This window comes from Modestobacter sp. I12A-02662, assembly GCF_041028325.1.
GTDB lineage: Bacteria > Actinomycetota > Actinomycetes > Mycobacteriales > Geodermatophilaceae > Modestobacter.
Genome location: NZ_JABGDE010000006.1, coordinates 229,660 through 241,258, shown reverse-complemented (window position 1 = coordinate 241,258; position 11,599 = coordinate 229,660). Strand labels below are relative to the sequence as shown.

The following is an 11,599-nucleotide window of genomic DNA, read 5'->3' as shown; positions in this document are numbered from 1 at the left end:
CATGACCGAGGCAGTGCAGAGCGCGCCCGTCAAGGCCCGCGTCGACTTCTGGTTCGACCCGCTGTGCCCGTGGGCGTGGCTGACCAGCCGCTGGGTCCTCGAGGCGGCGAAGGTCCGCGACATCGACCTGCACTGGCACGTCATGTCCCTGGCGGTGCTGAACCGCGGGCGTGACCTGTCCGAGGACTACCAGGAGATGATGGCCAAGGCCATCGGCCCGGTCCGGGTGGCCATCGCCGCGGCGCAGGAGTTCGGCGACCGCGTGCTCGGCGACCTCTACACCGCGATGGGCACGCTGCGGCACCACGAGGGGATCGACATCGAGGACGTCATCGTCCCCGCCCTCGAGCGCGTGGGCCTGCCTGTCCGCCTCGCCGACGCCGCCGGCTCCACCGACTTCGACGAGGCCCTGGAGGACAGCCACGCCGCGGGCATGGACCCGGTCGGCGAGGACGTCGGGACGCCGGTCATGCACATCGACGGCGTGGCCTTCTTCGGCCCGGTGATCAGCAAGGTCCCGACGGGCGAGGACGCCGGGCGGGCCTTCGACGGCGCCGTCCTGCTGGCCAACCTGCCGGACTTCTGGGAGCTCAAGCGCACCCGCACCGCCGGCCCGGACATGTCCTCGGTGCCCGCGGACACCCTGGAGCTCACCAACCCCCGCTGACGCTCCGGCCATGTTGGCCAACATGGCCGGTCTCGCCCACCGCCGGCGGGGACGCTCGGCCATGTTGGCCAACATGGCCGCCCTTGGGGTCGGGCTTGCGGCACGATGACCCGGTGCCGCACCCCGTCCGTCAGCGGATCTTCATCACCGGTGCCAGCGCCGGCCTCGGCCGGGGCATGGCCTGCGAGTTCGCGGCCCGCGGCCGTGACCTGGCGCTGGTCGCCCGGCGGCTGGACCGCCTGGAGGAGCTGCGCGCCGAGCTGGTCGGGCGGCACCCCGGCATCCGGGTGGTCGTCGGGCAGCTGGACGTCGACGACCCGGACGCCGTCGCCACCGTCGTCCCCGCGCTCGCCGCGGAGCTCGGCGGCATCGACCGGTTCATCGCCAACGCCGGGCTCGGCAAGGGCACGCCGGTCGGCAGCGGGCACCCCGGGCCGAACCGGCAGGTGCTGGTCACCAACGTGCTGGGCACCCACGCCTGCTGCGAGGCCGCCGTGGCGCTGTTCCGCGCCCGGGGCGCGGGCCACCTGGTGGTCGTCTCGTCGGTCGCCGGGGTGCGGGGGATGGGTGGCACCCGCACCGCCTACGCCACCTCCAAGGCCGCCGACGCCGTCCTCGCCGAGGGCATCCGGGCCGACCTGCTGGGCGACCGGCGCACCCGCGGGATCCGGGTGACCACGGTCCACCCGGGGTTCATCGCGACCGACATCAACGTCGGCCGCCGCGGCCCGTTCACCGTCGACCTGCGGACCGGCGTCACCGCGCTGACCTCGGCGATCGAGCGCGAGCCGGTGCGGGCCTACGTGCCGGAGTGGCCGTGGCGCCCCGTCGCCGCGCTGCTGCGGGTGCTGCCGCTCCCGCTGGTCCGCCGCCTGGCCTGAGCCCGGGGCGCCGGCTCAGTCGGGCCGGACCCCGCGATCGGGAGCGCTCATGTCGCCCGTGCCCGGGGTGCCCTCCGCGAGCCCGTAGCGCAGGTACACGGTGCCCGTCGGACTCGCCACGGGCGGTTCGAGGAGCGTCACGTTCGTGGGCACCGCGCCCCCGTCGAACACCTTCTTCCCGACGCCGAGCACGATCGGGTGGACCCACAGGTCGAGCCGGTCGAACAGCTTCTCCCGCAGGAGGGTCTGCACCAGGTCCAGGCTCCCGACGACCTTCACGTGCTCGTGCCGGTCCCGGACCTCGTGCACCGCGGCGGGCAGGTCCGGGCCCAGCTGCGTGGACCCGGCCCACGAGAGGTCGGGCCGGCCGCGGGAGGCCACGTACTTCGGGACGCTGTTGAACAGCCTGGCGATGTCGTCGTCCTCACCGCCCTCCTGGTGCGGCCAGTGGGCGGCGAAGATGTCGTAGGTCCGCCGGCCGAGCAGGAGGGCGTCGGTGCCCTCGTACGCGGCACCCACCTGCGCTCCGGCGGCCTCGTCGAGCAGGGGCGCCTGCCAGCCGCCGAACGGGAACCCCTCCGGGTCCTCCTCGGGGCCGCCGGGTGCCTGCCCGACGAGGTCGAGGGTCGCGAACAGCTCGATGTGGATGAGGCCCATGCCCTGCTCCCGGTGGTCTGGTCGTCCCTGTCAGGAGGTAGACCGCTGGACGCCGCCGGACTCAGCGCTGCGACGGCAGGCGGGCACGGGCGGTGGCCCGGGTGACGTCGTCGAAGACCGGCGGCGACCCCGGCTCGGTGAGCCAGCGGGCCAGGCCGGCGAGCTCGTCCCGCTGGGTCGCCACGTAGCCGGCGTCGACGACGGCGCCGTGCCCGGGCACCACCGGCCCCCGCACGTGCGCCAGCAGCGCGGTCAGCGTCGCGGCCCACTCCAGCGGGAAGGCGTCGTCCATCGCCGGCGGCGCCCCCTCCTCGACCAGGTCCCCGGCGAACAGCACGTCGTCGACGGCGACGACCAGGTCACCGCCGGTGTGCCCCCGGCCGAGGTGGCGCAGGGTCACCGCACGCCCGCCGACGTCGAGGACGGCGACGTCGTCCACCAGCCGGTCGGGCGGGTCGATCGGCGCGGTCGCGACCAGTTCCGCCGCCGGGTCGCCGTCCGCCAGCAGGCTCGCGACGACGGCGGCGCGCTGCATCTCGCCGGTGGCCGCCAGCTCGTCCGCGCAGGCGCGCGAACCCCAGATCGGGGCCGGCCGGAAGGACGCGTTGCCGAAGCAGTGGTCGTGGTGGGCGTGGGTGTTGACGACGGTCCACGGGTGCGGGGTCACCGACCGGACCGCCTCGGCCAGCGCCCGCCCCTCGCCGAGGTGCGACCGGGTGTCGACGACGAGGCAGCCGCCGTCCCCGACGACCAGGCCGCAGTTGAGGTCCAGCGCCGCGTGCCGCCGGACGAAGACGCCGTCCCCCACCTCCCGCCATCCGGCGGCCTGCGCGCCGCTCACCAGCAGATCCGCATCGGTCGGCCCAGGCGGTCGGTGGACCCGTTCCCGAGGCACTCAGCCCGCCCCCCGGCGAGCCGCCGCGCGGACCACGCGGCGGCGCAGGCGTCCAGCGCGTCGGCGGCCGGCACCCGCGCCGGGGCGTCGGCCAGCGCGTCCAGGACGTCCATCACCGGCTCCAGGGCCCGGATCCGCTGGGCCAGGCCCCGGGCCGTCGCCTTCGGGGCGACCACCCGCGGGTCGAGCGCGCGGAAGGCGAGCTCCGGGTGCACCTCGACGACCCGGTCGTCCGGCGGGACGCCCAGGGCGGCGTCCAGCGAGCGGACCGCCGGCACGAGGTTCCAGGCCTGCACCGACAGCGCCCTGCCCGAGGCGGCGCGGGAGACCGCGCAGGCCTCGGCGTAGCTGCCGGCCTGCAGCACCGGGCGCACCGGCGCGGGGAAGACCGAGCTGCCGGCCCGCGCGAGCCGGCGGCGGGCGAGCACGTCGCACTCGCGGGCGCCGTCGTCCGACAGGCCGATCGGCATGTCGATCGCGACCAGCTCGACGTCGGCCTCGGCGAGCACCGCGGTCGCGTCCGGCAGGACGAGCAGGGTGACGCGGCGGCCGTCCAGCCGGGCGCCGACCCACGCACCCCGCCACCCGTCCACGCCGAGCACTGCCACGGGGGCAGCCTGCCAGGCGGCCTGCGAGGATCGGGGCATGCGCGTCTTCCTCGGGACCGACCACGCCGGCCTGGAACTGAAGTCCCACCTGCTCCGGGTGCTCGCCGACGAGGGCTTCGAGCCGGTGGACTGCGGTGCCCACGAGTACGACGCGGAGGACGACTACCCGCCGTTCTGCTTCGCGGTCGGGGAGCGGGTGGTCACCGAGCCCGGCTCGCTCGGCGTGGTGATCGGCGGCTCGGGCAACGGCGAGCAGATCGCGGCCAACAAGGTGCCCGGGATCCGCGCGGCGCTGGTGTGGAACCAGTCCACCGCGAAGCTGGCCCGCCAGCACAACGACGCGAACGTCGTCTCGGTGGGCGGCCGGCAGCACTCCGTCGAGGAGGCCACCGAGCTGGTGCTGACCTTCCTGCGGGAGCCGTTCAGCGGCGAGGAGCGGCACGCGCGGCGGATCGCGCTGATGGCCGACTACGAGCGGGACCGGCACCGCCCCGCCGGGGGCCTGCCGACCCGCACGCCGTGACCGTCGGCGGGGCCGAGGTCCGCGCCGCGCTGCGGGCCGCCTCCGGTGTGCTGGCCCGCGACCCGGACGGGACGACGGCGTTGCCGGCGACGGGCCTGGCCCCGTCCGGAGGCTCGGCCCGAGCCTGCGAGGGCTGAGGGGAACGGGGTCCTTCGACTGGTACGCGCAGGACCTGGTCGTCGGGCCGGTCGAGACCTCCGGGTTCGAGCTGTCCCACCGTCCGGGGGCGGACCGGGGTGAGCTGCGCCGCCAGCTCGCGGCCGCCGCCGAGGTGCTGGCCCGGGTGGTCGACAGGTCCGGACCGGCCGACCGGGGCGTGCACGAGTGGGGCCTGGCCGACGCGCCCGGGTTCGCGGCGATGGGCTGCGCGGAGCTGCTGCTGCACGCCGCCGACGTGGCCGACGCGCTGGGACTGACCGGGTGGGCGCCGCCGGCCGACGTCACCGGGCCCAGGCTCGCGGCTTGTTCCCGTGGCCCCCGGCCGACCCCGACCCGTGGACCGCGCTGCGCTGGGCGACCGGCCGGGGCGACCTGCCCGGTCGGGACCGGGTCACCTCCTGGCGCTGGCACTGCGCCCCCTCGACGACTGGGACGGCCACCAACCTCCGTGACGTGCTGGAGCGGCCCAGCCGCAGGGTCCCGCCGCGAGCCCGCGAGTGGCGGGGGGAGACGGCCTCCCTGCAGGGGCCCGACGCGAGCTCGCGAGCGGTGGGGGGCAGGGAGGTCCTTCCACCTTCTAGAACTCGTCGGGGCACCACGGGGTCACCGGCCAGCGGAACCCGGTGGAGGCCTGGACGACGGCCCCCGGGCTGACCTCGGTGACCCGCCCGGCCGCCTGCAGCGTGGCCAGCGAGACCCCGCCGAGGAAGGCGGCGCTGAGCGCCTCGACGTCCAGGACCAGGTCCGGGTCGCGATCGGTGCGGTCGCAGAATGCCCCGGCCGGGTGGCCCCACAGGTGCCAGCGCCCGTCGTTCCAGTCACAGAACCGATCGCGCACCTCGAGCACGAGGTCCAGCGGCGCGGGGTAGCGGCGCGCGGAGAGCGCGGCCCCGACGTCGACCAGACGCACCCACAGCGCGTCGACCGGCCGCGCGTGCCACGCGCGCGGGTCGGCCAGCAGGTGCCGCAGCGGGTCGTCGGCCGAGGCCATCGGCGCCTGCACCGTGCGCACCAGGTCGTGGGAGAGCAGGAAGCGCCACAGCGCGGCGTAGGCGGCCGGCGTGGTGGACCGCACCTCCCCGACGGTCAGCGTGCCCGTCGGCTCGGCGGTCTCCGACCAGGAGGCCTTGAGCCGGTAGGTGGCGTAGCCGGTGACCGCCCCGTCGGCCTCGCGGTGCAGCACGAGCTGGCGGGGGGTGCCGCCACCGTGCTGCTCGGGGTCGTCGCGGAGCACCCGGTCCCACCACCGCTCGTCCCGGGCGAGGTTGCCGGGGACCCAGCGGCGCACCTGCTCGTACAGCGCGACGGCGGCCGGCCGGAACTCCGCCACCTCGACCAGCCGTACCGTGCCGGTGCCGCAGTCGACGTCCGGGCGCAGCCGCAGCCGGTCCGTCGTGCCGGACCAGCTGCCGCGCCAGGACGCGGGTGCGTAGCCGAACCGGCCGTAGATCGACGACTCGGCCGCCCACAGCGCGGCGACCGGCTCGCGGCCCGCCGCGCGGACCTCGTCCAGCTGCCGCCGCATGATCGCGGTCAGCACGCCGCGGCGCCGGTGGGTGGGGGACACGGTGATCCAGGTGATGCCGGCGGTGGGCACCACGGCGCCGGGCACCGCCATCTCCAGGCTGTAGATGCCCGCCGTGGCGGCGACCCGGTCGGCGTCGAACAGACCCAGCGACCGGTCGAGCTCCGCGACCGGCGAGGGCTCGTCGACGTACGGGCCCCGCGCCTCCTGCCCGAAGGTCGTGCTCATCGCCCGGATGAACCGCGGCCACTCGTCGGCGGTGATCGGGCGCAGCTGGTGCTCGAGCTCGGACACGGGGGATGTCTACCGGGTGGGGCCGACGGTCCGCCATCGAGTTGCGATCATGACGGGATGACCACGCGCAGCTGGGCGGAGATGCTCACGGCGATCGAGGAGCGGCTGGTCGCCGGTACCGGCGACGGCGTCGCGGCCTGGTCGGCGCGGGTGCGGGAGACGGGCCTGGGCACCGAGCCGGAGGTGCGCGCCTGGCTGGCCGAGCGGGGCATCACCGGCTACGGGCAGATGCTGCTGGTGATGGAGCGCTTCGGGTACCCGGACTTCCTGACCGCCACCGCGGACCAGCTGGTCGACGGGCAGTACGCCGACCGACCCCAGCTGCGCCCGGTCTACGAGGCGGTGGCGGCGGCCGCGCTGGGCCTGCCGGACGTGCACCTGCAGGCGCGCAAGGGCTACGTCTCGCTGGTCGGCCCGCGGCGCACCTTCGCCGTCCTGCAGGCCTCGACCCGGACCCGGCTCGACCTGGGGCTGCGGCTGCCCGGCCGCGAGCCGGGTGGCCGGCTGCTCGCCGCCCGCAGCATCGGCAACGGGGACTGCTCGGTGCGGGTTCCGCTGACCACGCTGGACGACGTGGACGACGAGGTGCTGGACCTGCTCGCCGAGGCGCTCGCGGCCAACCGCTGAGCGGTCCGCCCGCGGGCGGCCGGTCCGACCGGCAACGGCGACGTCACCTGCCGACGCTCGTGCTCTGGGTGCGCTGCGCACTCAGAGCACGAGCGTGGCGGGAACAGGTCCCGACGGGCCGGCAGCGGGGTGGGGAGCGGTCAGCCCGCGGAGACCCCGTCGGCCTCCAGGTCCAGGTCCCCGCAGGTCACCGACCGGGCCATCTGCTGCCGCACCTCGTCACCGGCCGGCGCCGCGAACGCCGCGCCGGGGCGGGCGACACCGCCGTCCAGCTCGACGACGGTCTGCTGGACCACCGCCTCGCTGGTCGCGTCGGTGGGCGGCTGCAGCAGCAGGCCCAGCAGGTCGCGGGTGCCGTCGTCGTCAGCGTCCTCGCACGCCACCCCGGTGCCGGAGCCGGCGGATCCCAGGTCGAAGGCGAAGGGCCGGCCCTGCTCGTCGCGCACCGCGGTGAGGGCGCAGTCGGCGACGGTGTAGAGCAGCACCTGCCGGCCGTCGCTGGCCAGCGCGACCACCTCGCCGTCCCCGGTCACGTCGGCGAACAGCACCGACCGCTCGGCCGGGCTCACCGAGGCGAACAACGCGCCGGCCGTTGCCCCGGAGGCGGTGGTCACCCCGAACGGGACGCCGCCCTCGCCGGTCGACCCGTCGGCGATCCAGGCGGTGTCCGGCGCGCCGTCCCCGTCGACGTCCACGGTCGGCGCGGTGGAGACGTCGGTGGGAGCCGGGTCGTCCGTCGCCGGGCAGCCGCCGGACGGGGAGGGCGACGGCGACGCGGACGAGGACGGGGCGGACGACGAGGTCCCCGGGGCTGCGTCGTCCTCCTGCCCGTTCCCCGCGCAGCCGGCGAGCAGCAGCGGGACGAGCCAGAGGACGACCGTCGGTCGGCGCATGGGCCCACCGTCGTCCGGCCGGTTGCCGGCGGCAACCGCGCGCCGCTCAGCTGCGCAGGTACGCCAGCGTGGCCAGCACGCGGCGGTGCTGGTCCTCGTCGGGGGCCAGGCCGAGCTTGGCGAAGATGTGCTGGGTGTGCTTCTCGACCGCGCCGGGCGTGACCACCAGCTGCCGGGCGATCGCGGTGTTGCTGTGCCCCTCGGCGATCAGCCCGAGGACCTCCCGCTCCCGCGGCGACAGCGCCTGCACCGGGTCGTCACGGCGGCGGCGGGCGAACAGCTGGGCGACCACCTGGGGGTCGAGCACCGTGCCCCCGGCGACGACGTCGTCCAGCGCGGCGAGGAACTGGTCGACCTCGGCCACCCGGTCCTCGAGCAGGTAGCCGACCCCGCCGGCGCCGTCGGCGAGCAGCTCGTCGGCGTAGGCGACCTCCACGTACTGGGAGAGCACCAGCACCGCCGTCGACGGGACGGCGCGGCGGGCCTCGACCGCCGCGCGCAGCCCCTCGTCGGTGTGCGTCGGCGGCATGCGGACGTCGACGACGGCGACGTCGGGACGGTGCTCGACCACCGCCCGCACCAGCGACGGGCCGTCGGCGACCGCGGCGACGACCTCGGTGCCCACCTCGCCGAGCAGCCGCACACCCAGACGACCAGCAGGCCGGCGCCGACGGCGAGCCCGGTGACGGCCAGGACGAAGGACGCCAGCGCCAGCGGGAAGCCGACCAGCACGTACCCGGTGTCGATGCCCAGCTGCCGCCACCACGGCCGGTGGACGGTGTCCTCGGGCCGGACGGCGGGGAGGACGGCGGTCTCCGCGATCATGCCGACCAGCCTGCTCGCGGGGGGCGGCGCACCCCAGCCCGCTGGCTGGCCAGTGCGACTTCGGGCTGGCCCGACCTCTGCTCATCCATCTCACCGGTGGTCGTCCCGGCCCTGCGCGGCCTCGTCCAGCACCGCGGCGGGAGGTCGGGCGGACGCCACCCGATATGGTCGCCCGGGTCCGTCGCGGGCCGGGATCCGGACCGCCGACCACCTCCCGGAGGGATGGCGCCGATGCGTCCCATCGCCGTGCACGGAGCCGCGCTGGCCGCCCTGGTGCTGGTCGCCGGGTGCACCTCCGACCCGCAGGCCGCGGCGGAGGACGAGGCGCCCCCGGCGGTCGTGGCCACCACCGCCCCCGGCTCGCCGCGCACGGTGATCGCCGACGCCGACCCGGTCGCGGCGTCCGTCTCGGCCAGCCGTGCCCTCTTCGCCCGGTCGCCGGTGGTCGTGCTGGCCGACGCGGCGGACCCGGCGGCCGGGCTGCTCGGTGCCTCCGCCGCCGTCGGTCTCGGCGTGCCGCTGCTGCTGGGCGGGGAGGCCGCGGGCGACGTGCTGGCACCGGAGCTGGACCGGCTGGGCGTCACCACGGTCCTGGCGGTCGGCGAGGAGGTCGGCGCCGTGGACGGCGGGCCCGAGGTGCGGACGGTGCCGGCCGAGCCCGACGCGGTCGCCGCCGTCACCGGGCTGGACCTCGTGCCGGCCGACCCGGTGGCGGAGGACGCCCGGGTCGCAGCCGTCGCGGCGCTGGACCCCGCGGCGCCCTCCGCGCTGAGGCCCGCCGGCGCCGCGAGCCCGTCGTCGACGCCCGCCCAGGACGGCGCCGCGCTTCCCCAGGTGCGGCGCGGGGAACCGCTGGCCGGGACGCTGGTGGTGACCAGCGGCAGCGCGGAGACGCTGGCCGGGGTGGCGTCCGCGCGGGCAGCGGGCGCCGAGGTCCAGGTCACCGGCGGGGCCACCGACCCCCGGGCGTCCGCCGAGCTGGGGCAGCGGCTGGGCGGGGCCGCGTCGGTCGTCGTCCTGGGTGCCGACCTCGCCGCGGAGCCCGGGCTGGACTGGAAGCTGGACACCGCGGCCACCGGGACGCAGCTGCCCGGCGGGGGGCAGGTCCTGTTCCCCGGCCGGATGATGGTCGCGCTCTACGGGATCCCGGGCAGCGCGGCCCTCGGGCTGCTCGGCGAGCAGGACCTGCCGGGCGCGATCCGCCGGGCGCAGGACATGGCCGCCCGGTACCAGCCGCTGGTCGGCACCCCCGTCGTCCCGGCCTTCGAGATCATCGCCACGGTGGCCTCGGCCAGCGCCGGGCCCGACGGCAACTACTCGAGCGAGGGCGACGTCGAGACGCTGCGGCCGTGGGTGGAGGCGGCCGGGCAGGCCGGCCTGTACGTCGTCCTGGACCTGCAGCCGGGGCGGACCGACTTCCTCACCCAGGCCCAGCTCTACCGGCCGCTGCTCGAGCTGCCGCACGTCGGCCTGGCGCTGGACCCCGAGTGGCGGCTGGGGCCGGGCGAGGTCCACCTGACCCAGATCGGCCACGTCGGCATCAACGAGGTGAACGCGGTGGCCACCTGGCTGGCGGACCTGACCCGCGAGCTGCGGTTGCCGCAGAAGCTGCTGGTGCTGCACCAGTTCCAGGTCCGGATGATCCCCGACCGCGAGCAGCTGGACCTCTCCCGCGACGAGCTCGCGGTGATGGTGCACGCCGACGGGCAGGGCGGGCAGGCCGCCAAGCAGGACACCTGGCGGGTGCTGCACCAGCAGGCCGACCAGCCGGGGCTCGCCTGGGGCTGGAAGAACTTCATCGACGAGGACGTCCCGATGCTCACGCCGGAGGAGACCGTGGCGCAGGTCCAGCCCACCCCGCAGCTGATCACCTACCAGTAGCGCGGGCCCTTGGTTCTGTCAGAGGCCTCCGGCAGGATCGCCCGGGTCGGAGGGCAGTCGGAGGGAGTCGCGCGATGACCGGTGTGATCGTCGAGAGGCCGGAGGCCGGCGTCCCCGCGCCCGGTCAGGCCGCCGAGCTCGAGCCCCGGCTGGCCGAGCACCGCCGGGAGCTCACCGGCTACTGCTACCGGATGCTCGGGTCGTCCTTCGACGCCGAGGACGCCGTGCAGGACACGATGGTGCGGGCCTGGCGGTCGCTGGACCGGCTGGAGGGGGCCGGGGCGCTGCGCTCGTGGCTGTACCGGATCGCCACCAACGTCTGCCTCGACCAGCTCGACGGCCGCAAGCGCCGGGCGCTCCCCGTCGACCTCTCGGCCGAGCCGTACGCCCCGGTCGAGTCCTCGCTTGACGGCGTCCTGCCCGACAGTGCGTGGGTGGAGCCGGCGCTGGACCGGCAGCTGATGCCGGTCGGTGGCGACCCGGCGGAGCTCGCGGTGCAGAAGGAGTCGGTGCGGCTGGCGTTCGTCGCCGCCCTGCAGCACCTGCCCCCGCGGCAGCGGGCGGTGCTGATCCTGCGCGACGTGCTGCGCTGGAAGGCCGACGAGGTGGCCACGCTGCTGGAGACGTCGGTCGCGGCCGTGAACAGCGCGCTGCAGCGGGCGCGCGCCACGCTGGCCACCCGCCAGGGCGAGGACGCGCCGGCCCCGGCCGTCGCCGACGAGCACGCCGAGCTGCTCGAGCGCTACCTCGACGCCTTCGCCCGCTACGACATCGACGAGCTGGTGCAGCTGCTGCACGAGGACGCGGTGATGGACATGCCGCCGTACGCGATGTGGCTGCGCAGCGCGGCCGACATCGGCGCCTGGATGCTCGGCCCGGGGCACGGCTGCCGCGGGTCGCACGTGGTGCCGCTGTCCCTCAACGGCAACCCGGGCTTCGCGCAGTGGCGGCCCAGCGGGCCGGGCGGGTCCTTCGAGCCGTGGGCGATCCACGCGTTGGAGGTGGTGGACGGCAAGGTCGTCCGGCAGACCGCGTTCCTCGACACCCGGCTGTTCGAGCTCTTCGGCCTGCCGCGGCACCCGACGCCGTAGCGCTCGACCTGCCGCGAGGACGGCCCTGGACGGGGGTGGGCGAGGGGGTCACTGTGGTCCCGGGTCCACGGCC

13 protein-coding genes are annotated in these 11,599 nt (G+C 76.2%); 7 read left to right on the top strand and 6 right to left on the bottom strand.

The genetic code is table 11. The annotated features are described in order from the left end of the window. The first annotated feature begins 1 nt into the window (after nucleotide 1). Nucleotides 2–667, top strand: coding sequence for a DsbA family protein (locus tag HL189_RS10590; protein ID WP_369133652.1), 666 nt, complete (start codon nucleotides 2–4; stop codon nucleotides 665–667). A gap of 113 nt (nucleotides 668–780) precedes the next feature. Then, nucleotides 781–1,548 (top strand): SDR family oxidoreductase, encoded by a 768-nt coding sequence (locus tag HL189_RS10585; protein WP_369133651.1) that lies wholly within the window; start codon nucleotides 781–783, stop codon nucleotides 1,546–1,548. A 15-nt stretch (nucleotides 1,549–1,563) separates the two neighbouring features. Here the strand turns inward: HL189_RS10585 and HL189_RS10580 are convergent, their stop codons facing one another. From HL189_RS10580 to HL189_RS10570, 3 genes are all read right to left on the bottom strand, one after another. Continuing rightward, the gene (locus HL189_RS10580; protein WP_369133650.1) at nucleotides 1,564–2,205 is read right to left on the bottom strand and encodes a dihydrofolate reductase family protein; all 642 of its coding nucleotides are present in this window, start codon (nucleotides 2,203–2,205) and stop codon (nucleotides 1,564–1,566) included. A 61-nt stretch (nucleotides 2,206–2,266) separates the two neighbouring features. After that, nucleotides 2,267–3,046, bottom strand: a complete 780-nt coding sequence (locus HL189_RS10575) for an MBL fold metallo-hydrolase (protein WP_369133649.1) — start codon at nucleotides 3,044–3,046, stop codon at nucleotides 2,267–2,269. Then, nucleotides 3,043–3,708: a DUF429 domain-containing protein gene (locus HL189_RS10570; RefSeq protein ID WP_369133648.1), complete on the bottom strand. Its 666-nt coding sequence runs from the start codon at nucleotides 3,706–3,708 to the stop codon at nucleotides 3,043–3,045. The genes HL189_RS10575 and HL189_RS10570 overlap by 4 nt, the downstream gene beginning before the upstream one ends. 37 nt (nucleotides 3,709–3,745) lie before the next feature. On the opposite strand from HL189_RS10570, the gene HL189_RS10565 reads away from it, so the two are divergent. Together HL189_RS10565 and HL189_RS10560 are read left to right on the top strand one after the other, a co-directional pair. Continuing rightward, the gene (locus HL189_RS10565) at nucleotides 3,746–4,231 is read left to right on the top strand and encodes a ribose-5-phosphate isomerase (RefSeq protein WP_369133647.1); all 486 of its coding nucleotides are present in this window, start codon (nucleotides 3,746–3,748) and stop codon (nucleotides 4,229–4,231) included. Beyond that, nucleotides 4,228–4,368 carry a hypothetical protein gene (locus HL189_RS10560; RefSeq protein WP_369133646.1) on the top strand — a complete coding sequence of 47 codons (141 nt, stop codon included), beginning with the start codon at nucleotides 4,228–4,230 and terminating at the stop codon, nucleotides 4,366–4,368. The genes HL189_RS10565 and HL189_RS10560 overlap by 4 nt, the downstream gene beginning before the upstream one ends. A 599-nt stretch (nucleotides 4,369–4,967) precedes the next feature. On the opposite strand, the gene HL189_RS10555 is transcribed toward HL189_RS10560, so the two are convergent. Beyond that, the gene (locus tag HL189_RS10555) at nucleotides 4,968–6,209 is read right to left on the bottom strand and encodes a GNAT family N-acetyltransferase (RefSeq protein WP_369133645.1); all 1,242 of its coding nucleotides are present in this window, start codon (nucleotides 6,207–6,209) and stop codon (nucleotides 4,968–4,970) included. Between the two features lie 57 nt (nucleotides 6,210–6,266). Here HL189_RS10555 and HL189_RS10550 point away from each other — a divergent pair, with 57 nt between their 5' ends. Beyond that, entirely contained in the window at nucleotides 6,267–6,836 is a 570-nt protein-coding gene (locus tag HL189_RS10550) for a DUF5655 domain-containing protein (protein WP_369133644.1), read from the top strand. 140 nt (nucleotides 6,837–6,976) lie between these two features. On the opposite strand, the gene HL189_RS10545 is transcribed toward HL189_RS10550, so the two are convergent. Together HL189_RS10545 and HL189_RS10540 are read right to left on the bottom strand one after the other, a co-directional pair. Next, nucleotides 6,977–7,729, bottom strand: coding sequence for a hypothetical protein (locus HL189_RS10545; RefSeq protein ID WP_369133643.1), 753 nt, complete (start codon nucleotides 7,727–7,729; stop codon nucleotides 6,977–6,979). A gap of 46 nt (nucleotides 7,730–7,775) precedes the next feature. Beyond that, nucleotides 7,776–8,372 (bottom strand): LuxR C-terminal-related transcriptional regulator, encoded by a 597-nt coding sequence (locus tag HL189_RS10540; protein WP_369133642.1) that lies wholly within the window; start codon nucleotides 8,370–8,372, stop codon nucleotides 7,776–7,778. 413 nt (nucleotides 8,373–8,785) lie between these two features. Between HL189_RS10540 and HL189_RS10535 the strand changes: the two genes are divergently transcribed. Together HL189_RS10535 and HL189_RS10530 are read left to right on the top strand one after the other, a co-directional pair. Further along, a complete protein-coding gene (locus HL189_RS10535) occupies nucleotides 8,786–10,435 on the top strand; it encodes a hypothetical protein (protein ID WP_369133641.1) in 1,650 nt (549 codons plus the stop codon). A gap of 74 nt (nucleotides 10,436–10,509) precedes the next feature. Continuing rightward, the gene (locus HL189_RS10530; RefSeq protein ID WP_369133640.1) at nucleotides 10,510–11,526 is read left to right on the top strand and encodes a sigma-70 family RNA polymerase sigma factor; all 1,017 of its coding nucleotides are present in this window, start codon (nucleotides 10,510–10,512) and stop codon (nucleotides 11,524–11,526) included. Nucleotides 11,527–11,599: the final 73 nt, after the last annotated feature.